The 20,968-nt window shown below is 66.0% G+C and carries 22 protein-coding genes; 6 read left to right on the forward strand and 16 right to left on the reverse strand.

The features are described 5' to 3' along the window. Positions 1-19: 19 nt before the first annotated feature. Positions 20-742 carry a tRNA (guanosine(37)-N1)-methyltransferase TrmD gene (gene trmD, locus G572_RS0108080; RefSeq protein WP_029058024.1) on the forward strand — a complete coding sequence of 241 codons (723 nt, stop codon included), beginning with the start codon at positions 20-22 and terminating at the stop codon, positions 740-742. A gap of 233 nt (positions 743-975) precedes the next feature. Further along, positions 976-1,461 carry a 50S ribosomal protein L19 gene (rplS, locus tag G572_RS0108085; RefSeq protein WP_029058025.1) on the forward strand — a complete coding sequence of 162 codons (486 nt, stop codon included), beginning with the start codon at positions 976-978 and terminating at the stop codon, positions 1,459-1,461. A gap of 104 nt (positions 1,462-1,565) precedes the next feature. Here rplS and G572_RS0108090 read toward each other — a convergent pair whose 3' ends face one another. Beyond that, a complete protein-coding gene (locus G572_RS0108090) occupies positions 1,566-2,651 on the reverse strand; it encodes a cell division protein FtsX (protein ID WP_245566181.1) in 1,086 nt (361 codons plus the stop codon). Beyond that, positions 2,644-3,303: a cell division ATP-binding protein FtsE gene (gene ftsE, locus G572_RS0108095; protein WP_029058027.1), complete on the reverse strand. Its 660-nt coding sequence runs from the start codon at positions 3,301-3,303 to the stop codon at positions 2,644-2,646. Before ftsE ends, G572_RS0108090 begins: the two co-directional genes overlap by 8 nt. 217 nt (positions 3,304-3,520) lie before the next feature. Here ftsE and G572_RS0108100 point away from each other — a divergent pair, with 217 nt between their 5' ends. The 3 genes from G572_RS0108100 to G572_RS0108110 are packed head-to-tail and all read left to right on the forward strand — an operon-like array spanning position 3,521 to position 5,505. Beyond that, a complete protein-coding gene (locus G572_RS0108100) occupies positions 3,521-4,537 on the forward strand; it encodes a zinc-ribbon domain-containing protein (RefSeq protein ID WP_029058028.1) in 1,017 nt (338 codons plus the stop codon). Beyond that, the gene (gene hpt, locus G572_RS0108105) at positions 4,534-5,088 is read left to right on the forward strand and encodes a hypoxanthine phosphoribosyltransferase (RefSeq protein ID WP_029058029.1); all 555 of its coding nucleotides are present in this window, start codon (positions 4,534-4,536) and stop codon (positions 5,086-5,088) included. The genes G572_RS0108100 and hpt overlap by 4 nt, the downstream gene beginning before the upstream one ends. A 15-nt stretch (positions 5,089-5,103) precedes the next feature. Next, complete coding sequence (locus G572_RS0108110; protein WP_029058030.1) at positions 5,104-5,505, forward strand: response regulator; 402 nt, start codon at positions 5,104-5,106, stop codon at positions 5,503-5,505. A gap of 106 nt (positions 5,506-5,611) precedes the next feature. On the opposite strand, the gene G572_RS0108115 is transcribed toward G572_RS0108110, so the two are convergent. The 4 genes from G572_RS0108115 to argH all read right to left on the reverse strand — a co-directional run bounded on the left by G572_RS0108115 (position 5,612) and on the right by argH (position 11,441). Further along, positions 5,612-8,155 carry a TIGR02302 family protein gene (locus G572_RS0108115; RefSeq protein ID WP_208979067.1) on the reverse strand — a complete coding sequence of 848 codons (2,544 nt, stop codon included), beginning with the start codon at positions 8,153-8,155 and terminating at the stop codon, positions 5,612-5,614. A 118-nt stretch (positions 8,156-8,273) separates the two neighbouring features. Continuing rightward, the gene (gene lysA, locus G572_RS0108120; protein WP_029058032.1) at positions 8,274-9,548 is read right to left on the reverse strand and encodes a diaminopimelate decarboxylase; all 1,275 of its coding nucleotides are present in this window, start codon (positions 9,546-9,548) and stop codon (positions 8,274-8,276) included. Between the two features lie 140 nt (positions 9,549-9,688). Then, positions 9,689-9,901: an LptM family lipoprotein gene (locus G572_RS0108125; protein ID WP_029058033.1), complete on the reverse strand. Its 213-nt coding sequence runs from the start codon at positions 9,899-9,901 to the stop codon at positions 9,689-9,691. Positions 9,902-10,037: 136 nt separating this feature from the next. Next, entirely contained in the window at positions 10,038-11,441 is a 1,404-nt protein-coding gene (gene argH, locus G572_RS0108130; protein ID WP_029058034.1) for an argininosuccinate lyase, read from the reverse strand. 43 nt (positions 11,442-11,484) lie between these two features. On the opposite strand from argH, the gene tlpA reads away from it, so the two are divergent. Continuing rightward, positions 11,485-12,147, forward strand: coding sequence for a thiol:disulfide interchange protein TlpA (gene tlpA / locus G572_RS0108135; RefSeq protein ID WP_029058035.1), 663 nt, complete (start codon positions 11,485-11,487; stop codon positions 12,145-12,147). 7 nt (positions 12,148-12,154) lie between these two features. On the opposite strand, the gene G572_RS0108140 is transcribed toward tlpA, so the two are convergent. The 10 genes from G572_RS0108140 to G572_RS0108185 form a co-directional block, all read right to left on the reverse strand. Next, positions 12,155-12,355, reverse strand: coding sequence for a hypothetical protein (locus G572_RS0108140; RefSeq protein WP_029058036.1), 201 nt, complete (start codon positions 12,353-12,355; stop codon positions 12,155-12,157). A gap of 77 nt (positions 12,356-12,432) precedes the next feature. Further along, positions 12,433-13,941: a class I adenylate-forming enzyme family protein gene (locus G572_RS0108145; RefSeq protein ID WP_029058037.1), complete on the reverse strand. Its 1,509-nt coding sequence runs from the start codon at positions 13,939-13,941 to the stop codon at positions 12,433-12,435. Positions 13,942-13,969: 28 nt separating this feature from the next. Beyond that, the gene (locus G572_RS0108150) at positions 13,970-14,851 is read right to left on the reverse strand and encodes a 3-hydroxybutyryl-CoA dehydrogenase (RefSeq protein ID WP_029058038.1); all 882 of its coding nucleotides are present in this window, start codon (positions 14,849-14,851) and stop codon (positions 13,970-13,972) included. Between the two features lie 236 nt (positions 14,852-15,087). Next, positions 15,088-16,029 (reverse strand): electron transfer flavoprotein subunit alpha/FixB family protein, encoded by a 942-nt coding sequence (locus tag G572_RS0108155; protein WP_029058039.1) that lies wholly within the window; start codon positions 16,027-16,029, stop codon positions 15,088-15,090. 26 nt (positions 16,030-16,055) lie between these two features. Further along, a complete protein-coding gene (locus G572_RS0108160) occupies positions 16,056-16,805 on the reverse strand; it encodes an electron transfer flavoprotein subunit beta/FixA family protein (RefSeq protein WP_029058040.1) in 750 nt (249 codons plus the stop codon). 210 nt (positions 16,806-17,015) lie between these two features. Then, positions 17,016-17,708, reverse strand: coding sequence for a rhomboid family intramembrane serine protease (locus G572_RS0108165; protein WP_029058041.1), 693 nt, complete (start codon positions 17,706-17,708; stop codon positions 17,016-17,018). A 27-nt stretch (positions 17,709-17,735) separates the two neighbouring features. Further along, positions 17,736-18,311 (reverse strand): cob(I)yrinic acid a,c-diamide adenosyltransferase, encoded by a 576-nt coding sequence (locus tag G572_RS0108170; RefSeq protein WP_029058042.1) that lies wholly within the window; start codon positions 18,309-18,311, stop codon positions 17,736-17,738. Between the two features lie 42 nt (positions 18,312-18,353). Next, on the reverse strand, positions 18,354-18,551 hold the full coding sequence (locus tag G572_RS0108175; protein WP_029058043.1) for a twin transmembrane helix small protein: 198 nt from the start codon (positions 18,549-18,551) through the stop codon (positions 18,354-18,356). Between the two features lie 42 nt (positions 18,552-18,593). After that, the gene (locus G572_RS0108180; RefSeq protein WP_051242014.1) at positions 18,594-19,472 is read right to left on the reverse strand and encodes an SDR family oxidoreductase; all 879 of its coding nucleotides are present in this window, start codon (positions 19,470-19,472) and stop codon (positions 18,594-18,596) included. 27 nt (positions 19,473-19,499) lie between these two features. Then, positions 19,500-20,738 carry a ubiquinone biosynthesis hydroxylase gene (locus tag G572_RS0108185; protein ID WP_029058045.1) on the reverse strand — a complete coding sequence of 413 codons (1,239 nt, stop codon included), beginning with the start codon at positions 20,736-20,738 and terminating at the stop codon, positions 19,500-19,502. Positions 20,739-20,968: the final 230 nt, after the last annotated feature.

The raw sequence follows: 20,968 nt of genomic DNA on the forward strand, positions 1-20,968 counted from the left end.
ACACCCCGCCGGAGAACAGATGCGCTTCGACGCGACCGTCCTGACCCTTTATCCGGAGATGTTTCCGGGTCCGCTCGGTGCCTCGCTCGCCGGCAAGGCACTGGCCCGGGGCGACTGGCATCTGAGCGCCCGGCAGATCCGCGACCACGCCACCGACCGGCATCGCTCCGTCGATGACACGCCGGCTGGCGGTGGCGCAGGAATGGTGTTGCGACCCGATATTCTGGCGCAAGCCATCGATTCCGCCTCCGCGGCGGATGACCCGCGCCCGCGCCTGCTTATGAGCCCGCGCGGGCGGCCTCTCGACCAGGCCCGGGTGCGCGATCTTGCGGCCGGCCCCGGCGCGGTGATCGTCTGCGGCCGGTTCGAAGGCGTCGACCAGCGTGTGATCGATAGCCGTGCTCTCGAGGAGGTCTCCATCGGCGACTACATCCTGTCGGGCGGCGAGATCGCCGCCATGGTTCTCCTCGACGCGGTCGTTCGCCTGCTTCCCGGCGTCATGGGCAATGCGGAGAGCGGCGCGCAAGAAAGCTTCGAGGCCGGCCTTTTGGAGCATCCGCATTACACGCGACCACGCGACTTCGAAGGCATTCAGATCCCCGACGTCCTCACCTCCGGCGACCATGCTCGTATCGAGGCCTGGCGCCAGGCCGAGGCCGAACGGTTGACCCGCGATCGCCGCCCCGATCTCTGGGAGGCCCATCGCGCCGCAAAGAGCGCCAAACCGGCAAAAAACACATGACAAACGGGACCTCATGCGCTACGTACCGGCCCACTCGGGTATCGTTTCGGTGCCGCGTGCGGACTTTGGCGTGCATGATCGCCCTTTCCCCGCCTCGGCAACCGGGCAACGATCGCCCCAAACATATTCCATAGCCGGGCAGAGCGTCCGGTCGGCCAAAACGCGGTGAATTCGCCCCGGCGTCTGGAACGCTTGAGGACGCTCTGACCGAGCAAGACCCAAAAGGCAGTGCCATGAACATCATCGAGGAACTCAACGCCGAGGAAATGGCGAAGATCGAAGCCGTGCGCAAGCTTCCGACCTTCTCCGCAGGTGACACCATCCGCGTCAACGTGCGCGTGACGGAAGGCACCCGGACCCGGACCCAGGCCTATGAAGGCGTGTGCATCGCCCGGTCCGGCGGCGGCATCAACGAGAACTTCACGGTACGCAAGATTTCCTACGGCGAAGGCGTGGAGCGTGTGTTCCCGATTTTCTCGCCGATGCTGGAAGGCGTCGAGGTCATCCGGCGCGGCAAGGTGCGTCGCGCCAAGCTCTATTACCTGCGCGGCCGTCGCGGCAAGTCCGCCCGTATCGTCGAGGCGACCAACACCCGTGCCCGTCGCCTGAACGACGAGACCAAGGTCGAACTGGCCGCGGCGAAGGCGGCCAAGGAAGCCGAGCGCGCCGCCGCCCAGGCAGCAGCGAAGGCCGCCGCCGCCGAGAATGCTTCGGAATAAGCCGCTGGCGTCACGGCGCAAGCGCGATGACACGAAACGAAAAGCGGCCTCCGGGCCGCTTTTTTGTTTTGGGTCCGCGCGAGGGACCGGCCGGCATGGAAAGGTCAGTCGATGCGGCGCAGATGCGCACGAACCGCCACCCGGGAGGTTGCAGCGGTGAGGATCGTCACCAGGAAGATGATCGCCAGCACGCCGAGATAGCCGGCGGCTCCGACCGACACGCCGCCGAAGAGCACCATCGCCTGTTCCATAGCCGCAAACCCGGTGTTGCCGTCGGCGAAGAAACCGAGAACGACAAAGACGACGGAGGCGCTCACCCCCCCGGCGAGACCGCCCTTCAGCCCCAGCAGCAGGAAATGGCGCTGAAACTCGCGGGCGACAAAACTGTCCTCCGCGCCGACGAAATGCAGCACCTCGACCACATCCTTGTTGCCGGCCATGGCCGCGCGCGTGGCAAAGACCACTGACAGCACCATGGAGGCAAGCACGAGCGCCAGGATCGCCAGTCCGGCCAGCACGACGGCATTGGCCATGGAGGCAAGCCGGCCCGTCCACAACGAGTGGTCGTCGACGCTGGCGCCGCTGACACCGTCCGAGACCGCAACACGCAGGCCGGTCAGGTCGAACCGCGTTCCATCCTCGATTTCCACCTGGATGAGCCGGGGGACGGGCAGCGTGTCCAGGTCGAGACCGGTTCCGAGCCACGGCTGCAGCAGCTCGCGCGTCTGCGCGTCGGAAAGCGCACGCACGGCGCCCACGCCCGGCCGCGCTTCCGCGATGGAAATCGCCTTTTCGATCTCCCGCAGCATGTCCACGCCCTGGGCCGGACGGATCTGGATCGTCACCTCGCGCAGCAGATCGTTCGACCAGGCGTCGGCCGCGTCGTGAATGACCGTGACCATTCCGATCGTCAGGCAGGCGAGAAAGCTCATGATGGCAACGACCAGCGTCAGCGCGCGCCCTGCAACGGCTTGCGGCGGCACGATCGGCGCGGAGGGGCGCAATTGCGCATCCGGATCCGCCCGGCGCTGCTTCGCAGGCTTCTTTGCGGGACGTTTGAGACGCGGCAGCCGCGGCGCCATCGATTTCGAGGCGGATGGATTTCGCGCGCCGGGGCGCGAAGCGGCGCCCGTGCGGCGGTCTGCCTGTCCGCCGGACGGCCTGTCGGGAGTGTTCGGATCGTCAGTCATGTATCTGCAACCGTCCGTCGGCCAGTTCCATCCGCCGCGCATGCACCTGATCCATCAGCGCAAGATCGTGAGTGGCGATCACCACGGAGGTGCCCAGCCGGTTGAGTTCGATGAAAAGCCTCAGGAGCCTGCGCGCAAGCGGCGGATCGACGTTGCCGGTCGGTTCGTCGGCCAGCAGCAGCTCCGGACGCGTGATCAGGGCGCGGGCGATCGCCGCGCGCTGCTTCTCCCCGCCCGACAGCACCGGCGGCAGCACATGCATGCGTTCCCCGAGCCCGACCCATTTCAGCAGTTCGACCACATCCGAGCGATACTGGCCTTCCTCCTGTCCGGCAACCCTGAGCGGCAATGCGACATTCTCGTAGGTCGTCAGATGCTGCAAGAGGCGAAAGTCCTGGAACACGATGCCGATGCGCCGGCGCAACGCCGGGATCTGGCTCTTCTGCAGCGCGGATGTGTCCTTTCCGAAGGCGCGAACCAGCCCGCGTGTCGGCGTGAGCGACAGGAACAAAAGACGCATGAGAGAGGTCTTGCCCGCGCCAGACGGGCCGGTCAGGAACTGAAAGGACTGCGGCTTTATCTCAAAGGTCAGGTCACGCAGAACCTCCGGCCCCATGCCGTAGCGCAGCCCAACATTTTCGAATCGGATCACGGCATCCTCGTTTTCGCTTGATTGCAGGGACCCTACGCCCTGCTCATTAACGCTTCATTAACGATATGGGGGCGTGATGGGGCTTCGGCGAGCCGCACATCGCTCGCAATGCGTCGGCGTTTGCCCGGTGTTTACGCTCAGCAGGTGAGACTGCATCGGACAGGTCGCGAATGAACGCGACCTCACCCGTTCGGTCAAGACGAGGCCTCTTCGGAAAATGAAGATCACCTGCCCGGACTGTTCGACGTCCTACGAGGTCAGCGCGGTCGCGCTCGGACCCGGCGGGAGAAACGTGAAATGCGCGCGCTGCGGCAGCCGCTGGCATGCCGACGGTGCGGACGACGCGCGCCCCGACACCGCATCCATCGAAACGGACCTCCCGGCCGAAGCCGGCGACGACGCGCACGCGGCACCGGTCGACGGCGACACCCTTGCCGCAGAAACGGGCGAGGGGGATGCTGAGGAGAGCGAAACCGACGGCGATCTTTCAGATGACTGGGCGGCCGCGCTGTCCGGCGCGGAAGAGTCCGGCGACGGGGACGAGGCCGACGCCGGATCCGACGGGACGTTTACCGACACATTCGACGACGACGGACTGGATGAAGCCGAAACCTTCGCCGAACCGCTGCCCGTGGCAAATGGCGACAGCGATGCTCCGCCGCCCGCACAGCCCGTCGACATCGAGACCTTGGCCAAGAAGCCGAAGATCCAGGTAATCACGAAGCCACCGGAAGCGATTGCGAAGCGGATCGCGGGCGCGGCCCTGCAGCGCGCGCGTCGGATAAGGCCGAGGCGCGTGGTCGGGGCGGTGTTTTTTCTGGCCGCGCTCGCAGTCTGCGGGCTGGCGGTGGGCCTGCGCAATCCGATCGTGGCGCGCATGCCCGATCTGGCCGGCCTGTTTTCACTTGCCGGTCTCGACGTCAATCTGCGCGGGCTGGAATTCAGGGACCTGCGCACCTTTCGTGAGCTTGAAAACGGAACGATCGTTCTCGTCATCGAGGGCACGATCGAGAATGTGGAGCGCAAGCCGGCCTTCGTTCCGGCCGTGCGTTTCGCGTTGCGCAGCGAGGATGCCCAGGAGATATATGCCTGGGTTCTGGAACCCCGCCTGCGCCGCCTCGACGCGGGGACCACCACCCGGTTTCGCACCCGCTTGTCGTCTCCCCCGGAGCTGGCCGCGGATATTCAGGTACGCTTCGTCGAGCGCGGACAACAACAGGCCAGACTTCAATGACCGACACACCCGACATTCGCACCCTTTACGACACCGACGAGATCGCCGCGCGGGTCGACGAGATCGCACGCGAGATCGCGGCCGCACGACCTTCGGGATTGCTGGTCGTGGCGGTTCTCAAGGGAAGTTTCATGTTCGCCGCCGATCTGGTTCGGGCCATGCACAAGGCGGGCCTTCAACCGGAGATGGAGTTCATTCATCTGTCGAGTTACGGGGCGGGCACCGAGTCAAGGGAAATCCGCGTTTTGCGCGATGTTGAGAGCGATGTGGCCGGTCGGGATGTGATTCTCGTGGATGACATCCTGGAAAGTGGCCGCACGCTCTCCTTCGCACGAGACCGACTCACCGAGCGCGGCGCAAGGTCGGTTCACATCGCCGCGCTGCTCGACAAACCGATGCGCCGCAAATCCGCCATTTCTGCGGATTATGTCGGATTCGAGTGTCCGGACCGATTCGTTGTCGGCTACGGGATGGATATGGGCCACAAATGGCGCCAGCTCCCGTACATCGGCTATGTGGTTCAGGATGATGCGGCAACCGCGAATGTTTGAGAATGGGAGAGGGACATGGCCCATATTCTAGTTGCCGAGGATGACGAGGCGGTTCGCAGCTTCGTCAAGCGGGCACTCGAGCTGGACGGCCACCAGGTGGTCGCCGAGGAAGACGGTGCGGCCGCGGCCGAAACGCTTGCCCGCGAGAAGGGCAACTTCGATCTGATCCTCTCGGACATCAAGATGCCGGTCATGGACGGCATCGCCTTCGCCCTGATCGCGGCGCGCGACCATCCGCAGGTGCCCATCCTGCTGATGACGGGGTTTGCGGATCAGCGCGAACGGGCAAACGGTCTGGATGCACTGATCCACGACGTTGTGACCAAGCCGTTCTCGCTTGCCGACATCCGGCGCGCCGTGGTCGACGCCCTCAACGGGATCACCCGCGACGAGACCGCCATGCGCCGCTACGCCTGAGCCGCGTCTTCGAACGCGGCCGGCGCGATGTCTCGCCGGGAAGAATAATGAGCGGGGCCGGGATGCCCCGCTTTTTTGCGCAGATCGTGTTTGCGGTCCCGCGCGGTCAATAGCGCCGCAGCAGTCGTTCCAGATAATCCAGTTCCAGCATCGGCCGGCCCGGGTCCGAGAAGCGCTTGCGCAGCTCTTCCAGAATGCGCCTTGCGCGCTGGACATCGATCTCGTCGGGAACTTGCACCCGCGCGCCGAAGTCCGGCCCTTCGGTCCGCCGCGGGCGCCCGAGCGGGTCCTCGTCCTGCGGATTGCCCTGCCGGCCGGCCATGCCGGGCCCCTGTCCCTGACCCAGCATCTGTTCCGCCAGCCCCTGTGCGCCCTGACGCAGAGCCTCGAGCGCATTGCCCTGCTGTCCGAGCGCCTGACCGGACTCGCCTTCGCCGAGACTGTCGCGGGCGTTTCCCATTTCCTCGCCCGCCCGGCCCAGCTCGCCGTTTTGCGGCATGCCGTTCTCCGCCATCTGGTCGAGAAGCTGCTGCAATTGCCGACCGAGCTCACCCTGCCCCTGTTGCAGCTGCCGCAATGCCTCGGCCAGTTGCTCCGGAGTCATCTGGCCTTGCTGCTGACCCTGCTGGCGCTGCTGGCCGGGGCGTTGCTCGCCGCCATTTTGCTGCTGCTGGTCAAATCGGTGGGTCTGATCCATCAGCTCCTGCTGACGCTGGATCATCTCGCCAAGTTCGTTCAGCGCCTCCATCATTTCCTGGGTCATGCCGTCCTGCATCATCTGCGGCCGGCCGGCCTGCATGTTCTCCATCATGCGCTGCATCTGCGCCAACAGTTCGCGCGCGGCATCGCGCGAGCCGGTCTTGGCCAGCTCCTCGATGCGCGACAGCATTTCGTCGAGGTCCTGCGGGCGCATCGACTGCGCGTTCGGGTCCATCTGCTGCATCGCCTGCGGATTTTGCCGCATCTGTTCGGCAAGCGCCTGGAAATACTCGCTCATCGCCTCGCGCAATTCCTGCGTCAGCCGCGCGATTTCCTCGTCCGAAGCGCCCTCCTCAAGCGCCCGGCGAAGCGCCTCCTGCGCATTGCGCAAGGCCCGCTCGGCAAGCGAGAGGTCACCGTCCTCGATGGTCAGCGCCAGATCCCAGAGCAGGTCCACCGCCTCCCGCAACTCGTCGTCCGTTGTGGCGGCAATCAGGCGCGTGCGGGCGAAATCCATGCCGAGATAGGTCTTGGCGTCGTCGATGAACCTCTCCGGCGCCAGCATCAGCCCATCGAACGCATCGACGACGCGCATCTGCGCATTGGCATCGAGCGCGAGGTCGCGGCGCTGTTCGACGATTGCCCGCGCCAGCGGCTTGGAAAAGCGGCGCTGCGGCAACGTGAAGCGATGCGGCGTCGAGTAGCCGGCCTGCCCCGCATGGTCCCGGGCGGAGAGCACCAGTTCCACCTCGGATCCGGCCCAGGGATGGCTGGTGAGGTCGCGGATCGTCTCCCCGGCGCCGCTCTTGCGCTCGCCTGCGGCCAGGGAAAGGGGAAACTCCGGCGCCGCCACCAGCGGGCGGGTCTTTTCCTTGCGGTCGAGACCGAGCACACGCACGGGCCGGATCGAGGCCGCCGCCGACACCAGGCCGTGGTCGTCGTCCGCGAGATAGCTGAGCTTGAGCGCGCCGCTGAACTGCTCTTCCGGATCGTCGAGAAGCCGGATGGTGGGAGCGGCGTCCGGTTCGATCGCAATGCGCCAGGCATTCACCAGGTCGCCACCGTTACGGATCTCCAGATCCGCGGACGCGTCGAGCATATGGCGCAGATTTACCGATGCGGGCGTCTCCGGACCGGCCTCCATCGGCGTGGGGCCGCCGGTGCCGACAAGCCGAACGTCGAGATCGGTCACGCCCTGGGCGCGAACGATCAATTCGCTGCCTTCCGGCACGCTGACGGGCTGGTCGCTGTCGCGCAATCCGGCCGATGCCCCGGTGAGAAACACCGGCGCACGCCCGGTATAGACAGGCGGTGTGATCCACGCATCGATCCGCAAGGGCGCAGCCGGTGCGGCGTCGGCTTGCGGCGCGACCGGCAGCAGCCGCTGCCAGTGCACGCCACTGGCGGTGAAAAACCCGACCACGACCAGCATGGCCGCCAGCGCCCGCAGCGCATAGGGATCCTTGCGAAAGGCCTCCGGGCGGGGCGTGCCCGCCTTGAGCGCGTCGAGGGCTGCACGCGCCCGGCGCTGATGCAGCAGCCACAGGGCGCGGGTCTGCGGCGTATCGCCGGCATCGAACAGACGGTCATCGAGCGCGGCGAGCGGCCGGTGCGAAAACCCGGAGATACGCTCCACCCGAGCCAGTGCCTCGGCCCGCCCGGGCCATCTTGCAGCGAGAAGAGGACGGGCGACCCAAAGGGCTGTAGCCAGAAAACCGAAAGCGACAATCAGCGAAAGCCAGGCAGGCAGCAGCGTCCAAAGGCCGAGCCAGGAGAGCCCGACGTAAAGCGCGGCGACGATGAGGACGCCCTGCAGGGTGGGCCACACACGTTCCCACCAAAGCGAGGCGGAGGCCTGCAGCAACGCACGCTCCAGCCGCCTGGGCGCATCGTCGGTGCCCGCGCGGGGGGCAACATCGTCGTTCAAGTCCGGCGGTAACGCTTCGCTCAAGTGCCCTGCCTCCACGGCCCGTTCAACCCGACCAAACATCCCCCGAACTCAGCCCGACACCTAAGGGTGGGGCGTTTTGGTGCGCTTGGCAAGGCATGGACGCGACCACCAAGACAATTCAGGGCTTCGCGAGCCACTCCGGCAGCACATCGAGCGCCAGCATGTCCTCATAGCTCGGCCGCGGACGCACCACCGCGAAGCGATCGCCGTCGACCAGAACCTCGGGTATCAGCAAGCGGCTGTTGTAGGTACACGCCTGCACCGCGCCATAGGCGCCGGCCGACAGAACGGCGAGCAGATCGCCGGCCGCCACCTGCTCCATCTCCCGGTCCTGCCCGAGGTAGTCGCCGGTTTCGCACACCGGACCGACAATGTCGGCACGCATCCGCGGATGGTCGGACGCATGCCGAACCACCGGCTTGATGGCATGAAAGGCGTCGTAGAGCGTCGGCCGGATCAGGTCGTTCATCGCCGCGTCGACGATGACGAAGGCCTTGTCGGCCCCTTCCTTCACGTAGATGACCTCGGTGACAAGGATGCCCGCATTGCCTGCAATCATCCGCCCGGGTTCGAAAATCACCTTGCAATCAAGATGTTCCACATGTTTGCGCACCACCTGCGCATAAGCATCGGGAAGGGGCGGCGGTTCGTTGTTGTCGTGATAGGGAATGCCCAGCCCGCCGCCAAGGTCGACATGGTCGATGACATGGCCGGCGCCGCGCAGATCCGCGATCAATCCGCCGAGGCGCGAGAAGGCGGCATCGAACGGTTCAAGCTCGGTGATCTGCGAGCCGATGTGCATGTCGATGCCCGACACCTGGATACCGGGAAGCCCGGCGGCCTGCTCATAGACCGCGCCGGCCCGCCCCCAGGGAATGCCGAACTTGTTCTCCGCCTTGCCGGTGGCGATCTTGGCGTGGGTGCGCGCATCGACATCCGGGTTGATCCGCAGCGACACGCGGGCGGTCTTTCCCTTTTCGACGGCGACACGCGAAAGCTGCACAAGCTCGGGTTCGCTTTCAACGTTGAAGCACAAAATGTCTTCGTCCAGCGCCAGCGCCTGTTCCCGTTCCGTCTTGCCGACACCGGAGAACATGATGCGGTCGGCCGGCACGCCGGCCGCGCGGGCCCGACGCAATTCGCCCTCGGAAACCACATCCATCCCCGCGCCGAGCCGGGCCAGGGTGGTCAGCACCGCCTGGTTGGAATTGGCCTTCATCGCGTAACATACAAGCGTCGGAATGCCGGCAAAGGCCTCCTTGAACACCTGGTAGTGGCGGGTGAGGGTCGCCGTCGAATAGCAGTAGAAGGGCGTCCCCACCCGGGCCGCGATCGCTTCGAGCGGCACGTCTTCGGCATGCAGCCGATCATTCACATAATCGAAGTGATGCACGGGTCGTTCCTGCCTGTGATCTGCGCGCCGCAGCGTCGCCGGTTTGCCGGCCGCTGACCGGCCCCGCGGGCCTGCGCGTGGGATTAGTTTTTATTGGTCGGAAACCAGCGGGCGGCAAGGGCCGCAAGGCCCGTTGCCGGTCAGATGATGGAATCGAGCACGAAGCGCCTGTCGTCGCGGCCGGACGGCTGGACGTCTTGCGGTTGACCGGCAACGCCAACCGACACCGCCGGGTCCACGCTTGCCGGCGCGTCGAGCGCGCCCCGACGGCCACAGCCGGCCAATGTCAGCGCGAGAACGACCGCGACCAGCACGCCGCCCTTCACCGGGCCGAAGACCCTACCCCTGCCCATGATCCGCTGCACTCCCGTCTCGCTGCGCGAGGCTCTCGCGCGTTCCTGCCTGCGTTTCCTCGCATGCGGCGCGATGCCCCGCAACCCTTTCGCGTTGCGCCACGGGCCGGAGGCCGGCCGGGGCCGCCTCGCACCGTCAGGAAGCGCGCGTGCGCGCCTCGCGTTCCAGTGTCTTCAGCCAGCGGCGCGCCTGCTTGCGCACGTTGGCAGGTGCCGTCCCGCCGTAGCTTGTGCGCGAGCGCACGGACTTGTCGACGGTCAGCACGGAAAAGAGATCCGCCGTGATGCGCGGCTCGATGGCCTGCAGGTCGGCGAGCGGCAGCTTGTGCAGCGCCACGCCGCGCTCCACGCCGAGCGCCACGATGCGTCCCGTCACGTGATGCGCATCGCGGAACGGCATGCCGAGCACCCGGACCAGCCAGTCGGCGAGATCCGTGGCCGTGGAATAGCCCGAGCCGGCGGCCTGTTTCATTGCCTTCGTGTTGGGCTGCAGGTCCGCGACCATGCCCGTCATCGCCGCAAGCGCCAGCGACAGGCTGGGCAGACCGTCGAACGCCTGTTCCTTGTCTTCCTGCATGTCCTTGGAATAGGCGAGCGGTAGGCCCTTCATCATCACGAGAAGGGCGGTCAGCGATCCGTAGATCCGCCCGGTCTTGGCGCGGACCAGCTCGGCCGCATCCGGGTTCTTCTTCTGCGGCATGATCGAGGAGCCGGTCGAGAACTTGTCCGACAAGGTGACGAAACCGAACTGGGCGGAACACCAGATGACGATCTCTTCGGCGAGCCGCGACAGATGCATCGAACATATGGAGGCCGCGCCAAGAGACTCGATGATGAAGTCGCGGTCGGACACCGCATCGAGGGAATTCGCCGTCGGACGGTCGAAGCCGAGGCTGTTCGCCGTCATCTCCCGGTCGATCGGGAAGGAGGTTCCGGCAAGGGCGGCGGAGCCGAGCGGACATTCGTTCATGCGCGCGCGCGCATCGCGCATGCGGCTGCGGTCGCGGGCAAACATCTCGACATAGGCAAGAAGGTGATGGCCGAAGGTTACCGGCTGGGCCGACTGCAAATGCGTGAAGCCCGGCATCACGTCGCCGGCATGCTCCAGCGCGCGCTCCGAAAGCCCCTGGATCAGGGCGGTCAGCTGGTCGTCGAGCGTGTCCAGCGTATCGCGCACCCACATGCGGAAATCGGTGGCGACCTGGTCGTTGCGCGAGCGCGCCGTGTGCAGCCGTCCGGCCGTCGGCCCGATCAGTTCGGCCAGCCGCGCCTCGATATTCATGTGAATGTCTTCCAGCGAGCGCTGGAAGGAGAAGCCGCCGGACTCGATTTCTGACCGGATCGTGTCTAGACCGTGAGCGATCTTCTCAGCATCGTCAGCGGCGACAATTTCGCGCGCCGCGAGCATGCGGACATGGGCCTTCGAACCCTCTATATCCTGGGAGTAGAGCTTGCGATCGTAATCGATGGAGGCGTTGATCTCCTCCATGATGGCGTCCGGGCCTTCCGCGAACCGGCCTCCCCACATGCGATTGCTCATGAACTTGCCCTTCTGGCGCCCTTGACGGACGGATAATGGATAGATGACCAACGGACCTAAGACCCGGCGAACCCGCCCGATCGTCTTTGCTGCTCTCGCAGCCTTCGTACTTCTGGCAGGACTGGCGGCGGTATACGTGATCGGCGGCCCGGATGGCAACCGACAGCAGGCTGCAAGCTGCACGGGCGCCCTGCAGCTGGCCGAAGCCGTCGCGCCGAAGGCGACCGGCGAAGTCGCAGCCTTCCTTCCGGCCAGCAAGGCGCTGTCGCTCGCCGATCTTTCGTTCAAGGACGACACCGGCGCCGACCGCACCATCGGCGATTTCGCCGGTCGGACGGTGCTCCTGAACCTCTGGGCAACCTGGTGCGCGCCCTGCCGCGAGGAAATGCCCGCGCTCGACGCGCTCCAGGCCGAACTTGGCAGCGAGGATTTCGAGGTGGTGACCGTCAGCGTCGACCGCGGGTCGGATGAAAAGCCCAAGGCCTTCCTGAAGGACATCGGCGTCTCGCAGCTGGCATTCTATGCCGATCCGACGATGCAGATCTTCCAGACCGCGCGCTCGCGCGGGCGCGCGCCCGGCCTGCCCTCGACCATGCTGATCGACAAGAACGGATGCGAGATCGGCACGTTGATGGGGCCGGCCGAATGGGCAAGCGACGACGCCAAGGCGCTCATCCGCGCAGCGCTTGGCGAAAGCGGGATTTGAAGGAAGATCAGACCGAGACGTCGACCCGGCCGCCCATCCCGGCGGCCGGCGGCGCCTTGGCGGCAGCGGCGGCCATTTCGGCGTTTTGTTCCAGAACGGCGACAAGCCCGGCTTCCGCACTCGCGTTCTGCTTGAGAAACGTGGCGGCAAGCGAGGTTTGGGTCTGGGCCTGTGAGGCGGCAACCATGGCACCGGCAACGCTGGACATGAAAGACTCCTGAGACTTGCCCCTTTTCCTAGCCCGACAGGCGTTAAGCTCCGGTTAAACCTGTCGTCCTCTTGCCTCTACCCGCGCGCAGGCGTGCCGGACGTCAGGTCCTTGCGCCTGAGCTTTCCGGACGGCGTCCGCGGCAGGGTCGCGACAAAGCGATAGGCCTTCGGCCGCTTGTATTCCGCCAGATGGCTCGCTGCATGGGTCGCCAGTGCGGTTTCGTCGGCATGCGCGCCCTCGCTCAGGATGACAAAGGCGGTGATCAAACGCACGCCCGGCGCGGCCTCCACATCGGTGACCGCAACGTCCTGGATGTCCGGATGGGCAAGCAGCGCGTGTTCCACCTCCTGCGGCGCCACCCGGTAGCCGAAGGCGTTCATGACGTCGTCGGTCCGCCCGCCGTACCAGATATAGCCTTGCCGATCGATCGACGCCCGGTCGCCGGTCAAAAACCAGTCCCCGCGAAAGGCCGCCGCCGTGTCCTCCGGCCGCCCCCAGTAGCGCAGCATCAGGCCCGGATCGCTGTTGTGAATCGCAAGCAACCCCGTCTCCCCCGGGGCAAGCGGCGTCGCGTCCCCGCTGTCGGGATCGAGGATCGCGATCCGCCGCCCGGGCTGGGCGCGCCCCGGACTGCCCGGGCGCGTCGGCGTGTCCGGGCCGCTTGAGACATAGGTGGAGATCTCGCTCATGCCGAGCGCCTCGTAAAGCGGCCGCCCGGTTGCCTCGCACCACTCGGCATGCAGGGCCGGGGCCAGTGCCTCGCCCGCCGTCAGCCCGTGGCGCAGGGCCGGAAAGCTGCCCCGCCGGATGTCGCCATACTTGAGGATGCGCCGGTAGAGGCTCGGCACGGCCGCAAACAGCGTCGCGCCGCTCGCCTCGATCAGCTCCGGCCAGACCTCCGGATCGCGCGGACCGTCATAGACCAGGCTCGTCGCCCCGTTCGCCCAGGGATCCATCAGCCCGACACCCAGCGTGTATGTCCAGTTGAAGGCGCCCGCATGCAGCAGCCGATCTTCCGGCCCGATGCCGTACCAGCCGCGCGCCATCGGCGCGCGTCCGCGGGCCGAGCGCTGCGCATGCAACACGCCCTTCGCCCGTCCGCTGGTGCCCGAAGTGTAGACCAGAAAGGCCGGCGCATCGTCGTCGAGCTCGAGAAACGGGACCGGAGCGGCCTGCTTGAGCGCGAGGAGCTCTTCCGGCCCCAGCAAATGCGTTGTGCCAGGATCGGAGGGCAACGTCGTGTGGCCGTCGTGCAGGACGAGCGCCGCCCCGCTGTCGGCGAGGAGCGCGTTGCACTCGTCGGAGGTCAGCATCGCCGACGTCGGCACCGGCACGAGACCGGCGCCGATCGCACCGAAGAACATCAGGGGAAAATCGCTGGAATGGCCAAGCCGCAGCAGGACACGCGTCCCCGGCTCGAGGCCCAGTTTGCCGAGGCCGCCGGCCACGGCGTGAATGGCCGCGCTCAGATCGCCGTAAGTCCAGCGTTCCCGCACGACGGCCCCGGGGCCAAGCACCAGAAGCGCGTCGCGCGCGGGGGCCGGATCCGCCTGCGTCAGACAATACTGCGCAAGGTTGGTCATGACGGATACGCGCTCCGTCCCGTTTGCGTCAGCGCGTCGGGACCGGGGTCTCGCCGCGGTAATCGTAGAAGCCGCGCTGCGTCTTGCGGCCGAGCCAGCCGGCCTCGACATATTTCACCAGAAGCGGACAGGGGCGGTACTTGCTGTCGGCCAGGCCCTCGTAGAGCACCTGCATGATCGACAGACAGGTGTCGAGACCGATGAAATCGGCCAGCTGCAACGGCCCCATCGGATGGTTGGCGCCGAGCTTCATCGCCGTGTCGATGGCTTCCACCGACCCGACGCCCTCATAAAGCGTGTAGATCGCCTCGTTGATCATCGGCAGCAGGATGCGATTGACCATGAAGGCCGGGAAATCCTCGGCAACCGCGGTGGTCTTGCCGAGCTTCCTGGTGAACACCTTCGACGCCTCGAAGGTCTCGTCTTCCGTCGCAATGCCGCGCACCAGCTCCACCAGCTCCATCAGCGGAACCGGGTTCATGAAGTGAATGCCGATGAAGCGCTCCGGACGGTCGGTGGTTGCCGCCAGCCGGGTGATGGAGATCGAGGAGGTGTTGGTGGCGAGGATCGCCTCGGGCTTCAGAAGCGGACAGAGCTGGGCGAAGATCTTGCGCTTGATCTGCTCGTTCTCGACGGCGGACTCGATGACCAGATCGACATCCGCGAGTTCGTCCATGCTTTCGGCCGGTTTCAGCCGGTCGAGTGCCGCCGTGCGTTCGTCCTCGGTGATCAGGCCCTTGGAGACCTGACGCGCCATATTGCCGTTGATCGATGCAAGTCCGGACTGGACCCGGTCGACGGAAATATCGTTGAGCCACACATCGAACCCGGCCACGGCGCAGACATGCGCGATGCCGTTGCCCATCTGGCCCGCGCCGATCACACCGACCTTCTTGATCTCGACCACCATTTTTCGTTCCGATTTGGGTTCAGCGCGTTTGATCGCGCTCTTGGAAAACTGAGGGGCTATTCATCGCAACTTCCCGCCCTGACCGCAAGAACCCCCCTCCCTTTTTCGCACACCGGAGGGGCGGCTTTCGCCGCTTGGAAGTCCGCCCGTGCGGCGGCTCAACGAAAAGAGCCCGCCGGACGGGCGGGCTCTCGCTTTTCTCACGGCCGCCCGTCGGCTTTGGCCGAACGGGACACTCAGCTCTTGGCGGCTTCCACGGCGGCCTTGAACTCCGGCAGGGCCTCGAACAGGTCCGCGACCAGACCGTAATCGGCCACCTGGAAGATCGGGGCTTCCTCGTCCTTGTTGATCGCCACGATCACCTTGGAATCCTTCATGCCGGCCAGATGCTGGATGGCGCCGGAAATGCCGCAGGCGATGTAGAGATCGGGGGCGACGACCTTGCCGGTCTGTCCGACCTGCCAGTCGTTCGGCGCATAGCCGGCATCGACGGCCGCACGCGACGCGCCCACAGCCGCGCCCAGCGCATCTGCGACCGGCAGCATGACTTCCTCGAACTTCTCCTTGGAGCCGAGCGCGCGGCCGCCGGAGATGATCACCTTGGCCGACGCCAGTTCCGGGCGATCCGACTTCGACAGTTCCTGTCCGACGAAGCTGGACAGATCCGAGCTTGTCGCGCTCACGTCCTCGATCGCCGCCGATCCGTCTTCCGCTGCGGCCGCAAAGCTTGCGGTGCGCACGGTGACGACCTTCTTGGCGTCGTTCGACTTCACCGTCTGAAGCGCATTGCCCGCATAGATCGGACGCTCGAAGGTCGAGGCATCGATCACGTCGGTGACGTCGGAAAGCTGCATCACGTCGAGCAGGGCGGCAACGCGCGGCAGGATGTTCTTGCCGTTTGCGGTCGCCGGCGCGACGATTGCGTCGTAATCCCCGGCAAGCGATAGCACCAGATCGGCCATCGGCTCGGCGAGCTGTTCGGCCAGACCGTCGCCGTCGGCGACAAGCACCTTCGCGGCTCCGGAAATCTTCGCGGCCGCTTCCGCGGCCCCGCGGCAATCCGTGCCCGCCACCAGCACATGGACGTCGCCGCCCAGGGCAAGGGCTGCTGTCATCGCCTTGTGCGTGGCTTCATTGAGAGTGCTGTTGCTGTGCTCGGCAACAAGAAGTGTGGTCATGGTCCTGTTCTCCCTGTCGTGAGCGCTCAGATGACGCCGGCTTCGGATTTGAGCTTCTCGACCAGCTCGGCAACGCTGCCGACCTTGATGCCGGCCTCGCGTGCGGGCGGCTCCGTGGTCTTGAGAATCTCCAGACGCGGGGCAATGTCGACGCCGCAGTCTTCCGGGGTCTTCTCCGCGATCGGCTTCTTCTTCGCCTTCATGATGTTGGGAAGCGAAGCATAGCGCGGCTCGTTGAGGCGCAGGTCCGTGGTGACCACGGCGGGCATCGTCAGCTTGACCGTCTGCAGGCCGCCATCGACCTCGCGGGTCACGTCGACTGTGCCCTCGCCGAGATCCACATTGGAGGCGAAGGTGCCCTGCGACCAGCCAAGAAGTGCCGCCAGCATCTGGCCTGTCTGGTTGCAGTCGTCATCGATCGCCTGCTTGCCGAGAATGACAAGGCCAGGGGCCTCTTCCTCGACGATGGCCTTGAGGATCTTCGCGACCGCAAGCGGCTCCGTGGTCTGGTCGGTCTTGACCAGGATGCCGCGATCCGCGCCCATGGCAAGCCCCGTGCGCAGGGTTTCCTGCGCCTGCTGCGGACCGACGGACACGACGACAATCTCCTCCGCCTTGCCGGCCTCGCGCAAGCGGATCGCCTCTTCGACGGCGATCTCGTCGAAGGGGTTCATCGACATCTTGACGTTGGCCAGGTCGACGCCGGAGCCATCCGCCTTCACCCGCACTTTGACGTTGTAGTCAATCACCCGCTTGACGGGGACAAGGATCTTCATGGGGTTTTCAACCTCCCGCTAGCGCGGCTGCCTGCAAGCCGCCGGTCATGTGCCGAAACCAGATGCCGTAACGGCAGCTGCATCGGCTGAATTCTGCCATTTGGACTGTCGGGCGGCGACCGTACTGACGCGCCATCGCGGTGTCAACGCCGCGCAGACCGCCCGACCATCGCAAATCCGACGGATCTGCGCGGCGTCGCAAACGCGCGCCTATAATCCCCGGTCGAACAAGACCACGCCGGGTCGCCGCATCAGCATGATCAACGCCGCCCCCGCGGCGGCACCGGCCACATGCGCCCACCAGGCAACCTGTTCGTCCCCGGCTCCGAACGCCATCACCACCTGAAACCCGATCCATGCGAGCAGCACCCATGCAGCCGGCAGGCGCAGCGGAACCCGCCCGAAGGCCAGCACCCACACATTGACCTTCGGATGCAGCACGAGATAGGCGCCGATCACGCCGGCAACGGCACCGGACGCGCCGATAAGCGGAGCAATCGAGGCCGGCGCGATTGCCGCATGCGCCAGACCCGCGGCCGCGGCACACAGAAGATAAAAAACGAAGTAGCGGAAATGCCCCAGCGCATCCTCGACATTGTCGCCGAAGACCCAGAGAAACAGCATATTGCCGCCCAGATGCATCCAGTCGCCATGCAGGAAGGCATAGGTGACCAGCGAGGCCCCGTCGGGCAGGACGGCAAGCTCCGGCGCGAGATCGCGGATGTCGAAGAGCACCGCCGGCACCAGCCCGTAGGAGAGGCTCGCGGCCTGTGACATCGGCCCGGAAAACCCTCCGCCCTGAACGACCACGAAGACCGCGATATTCGCCAGGATCAGGCCCCATGTGACATATTGCCGCTGCACATGCCGCAGCGGATTGGTGTCATGCAGCGGAATGAACATCGCATCTCTCCTCCCCGCGCCGCCGGGCTAGCGGTTCTTGCCGGGCACCCACAAGACGTCTTGCGCGCCCTTGTCGTTGACCCAGCGCGACGCGACGAAAAAGAAATCCGACAGGCGGTTCATATACACCATTGCCTGGCGGTTGACCGTTTCTCCGGCGGCCAGCGCCGTCATCAGCCGTTCCGCGCGGCGCGAGACGGTGCGCGCCATGTGCAGATGCGCGGCCGCGGCGGACCCGCCCGGCAGCACGAAGGAGCGCAAGGGTTCGAGATCGGCGTTCAGCCGGTCGATTTCCGCCTCGATGGCCGTGACCTGCGCCTCGGTGATCCTGAGCGGCGGAAAGGCCGGCGCCTCGTCGCTCTCCGGCGTCGCCAGATCGGCACCGAGATCGAAAAGGTCGTTCTGGATCCGTCCCAGCACCACATCGAGCTCCGGATGCTCGGTGGCGGTCACCTGCCGCACGAGCCCGAGCACCGCATTGGTCTCGTCGACGGTTCCATAGGCGTCCACCCGAAGATCGTGCTTGGGCCGCCGCTCGCCGGAGGCCAGGGCCGTCGTCCCGGCATCGCCGGTCTTTGTGTAGATCTTGTTGAGAACAACCATGTCCGCTCCCGTGCAGGTTGGATGTCGGTCACGCCGTGACGGTCACGGCGCGGACGTTGTCAGATAGAGCAGGGCCATGACGATAACCACGGCGAGAAACTGCAGCCCGACCCGCCAGCGCATCAATGACTGCGACCGTGACGACGATCCCCCGCGCATCATGTTCCACAAGCCCATCATCAGGACCACGGCAACCGCTCCCACGGCAACCGGGATGAGCATCCGCAACACGTCCGTCATCTTCAAATCCTTCTGTCCCGGCAGTCCTTGCCGGCCGGTCTGTCATTCTTCGGAGCGCGACGCCCGGGACAGAACCCGATCGAGCGCGCGTGTCGGCAGGAGCCGCTTCGCCACGGCCATCGCGACCGTGGGAACGGTGACCCGGTAACGTGCCTTCGGCCGCGGCGCCTCCACCGCATGTACCACCTGTTTCACAACGGCGCGCGCCGGAAGCTTGAACAGCGACTTTTCGCCCGCCTGCATGCGCGCGACGCGCTTTTCATAGGCCTCGCGGTGCACCGAGGCGGCAATGCCGTCCTGCCCAATGATCCGGAGGAAGTTCTCCAGCGCATTTTCGGTAAAGCGGGTGGCGATCGGCCCCGGCTCGATCAGCGATACATGGATCCCGCTGCCGCGAAGTTCCAGCCGCAGGGTATCGCTGTACCCCTCCAGCGCAAACTTCGAGGCATTGTAGGCCCCGCGATAGGGCATGCCGATGAAACCGAGGATCGAGGAACACTGCACGATGCGCCCCGCGCCCTGTCGGCGCATCGCCGGCAGCACGGCACGGGTGAGCGTATGCCAGCCGAAGAAATTCGCCTCGAAAATGTCGCGCAAGGCGGCGGTCGGCATGTCCTCCATCGCACCGGGAATTGCATAGGCGCCATTGTTGAACAGCGCATCCAGCCGCCCGCCCGTGCGCTCAAGCACGGCGGCCGCTGCCGCTTCGACGCTTGCCGCATCCTCATAGTCCAGGAGAAAGCTCTCGAAACCGTCGGCGCGAAGCCGGTCGACATCGCGTTGGCGCCGCGCCGTGGCGAAGACCCGCCAGTCGCGCCCGCGCAAGGTGCGGGCCGCGGCAGCGCCGATCCCCGACGAGCAGCCCGTGATCAGGATAATCCGCTGCGGCCGGTCCTGTTCGGCTGCCTTTTGCCCGGGCATCGATCCGGTGTTCCTTTCCGTCACGCCTCAGATCGGTTCCCCGGCAAGCAGACGTGGCACCGGGCCTTCCAGCCCTGCCGCCTGACGGATGAAGAACCGTTTCAGCGAGGGGAGCCGATCGACCAGTCCAAGCCCGATATCCCGTACCGCGCGCACTCCATCCATATCGTTGGAAAACAGGCGGTTCAAGACATCGGTGACGACCCCCATCTGGAAGGTGTCGAACCGGCGCCAGCGTTCATAGCGCTCCAGCACGTCGAGCGCACCGATGTCCTGCCCCAGACGGCGCGCCTCGACGAGCACCTCCGCAAGTGCCGCAACGTCCTTGAAGCCGAGGTTAAGCCCCTGTCCGGCAATCGGGTGAATGCCGTGCGCCGCGTCGCCGGCGAGCGCGAAGCGCGGCTTGACGAAGCCGCGCGCCAGCGTCAGCCCCAGCGGATAGGCGTTGCGCGGTCCGTCGAGATCGATCTTTCCGAGATGATGGCCGAAGCGCCGTTCCAGCTCCAGTTCGAAAGTGAAATCGTCCCCCTTCACCAGCCGTTCGGCTTCCAGCCGCCGCTCCGACCACACAAGGGAAGAGCGGTTGCCGGTCAGCGGCAGGATTGCGAAAGGTCCCGATGGCAGGAAGTGCTCTTCCGCCCGGCCGTTGTGCGGCCGTTCGTGCCGAATGGTGGTGACGATCCCCGACTGGTCGTATTCCCATTTCACCGTCTGGATGCCGGCCAGATCGCGGAGCCGCGAGCGCACGCCGTCGGCGGCGACCAGAAGCCGTGCGCGGCGCGTCTTGCCCGATCCCAGCGTGATGTCCACCTCCGCGTCGCCGACGGAAAAGTCGCTGACGCCGTCAGGGGCGATCAGTTCCACGCCAAGCGCCTGGGCCCGGTCGGCGAGGGCCGCCACCATCTTTCCGTTCGGCACCATATGGGCGAAAGGCTCCCCAGGCTCCACCTCGCCGTCGAAGGTGAGAAACACCGGGCGCACCGCGTCGCGCAGCTTGCTGTCGGTAACGATCATCTCCGTCATCGGCTGTGCATGCGGGGCGACCTCCTCCCACACGCCCAGCTGGTCGAGCATCCGGCTGGCCGCGGCCGCGATGGCGGAGGCGCGCGGATCGCCGGCCATCGCCTCGCGCGGACGCAGATCGACAACCGCGACCGACAAGGCGGGATCGGCCTGTTTCAGCGCGACCCCGAGGGAGAGGCCGACATATCCGCCGCCGCCGACCAGAACGTCGAGCATGGCATCGGCATCGGACTTGCGGGTCATGATGATCGGTCCTCTTCCTGCGGCGCGTCGCTGCGGCGCCTGTTCGCTTTGCCGGCGGCGGGACGCCGCCACCGTTCGCTTTGTCGGCGGCAAAACGCCGCCTGGGAAACTTCGGCGTTGCGGGAAAACCCGCAACTCGGGGCCCGGAGGTGCCCTTTGGGCAGCCTTGACTTTTACCCCCGGCAAATCACACGGTCACGGGAACGTCTCCCCGGGCCTTTGTCCAGGAC

Origin of the sequence: Stappia stellulata DSM 5886, assembly GCF_000423705.1 — a bacterium.
Classification (GTDB): domain Bacteria; phylum Pseudomonadota; class Alphaproteobacteria; order Rhizobiales; family Stappiaceae; genus Stappia; species Stappia stellulata.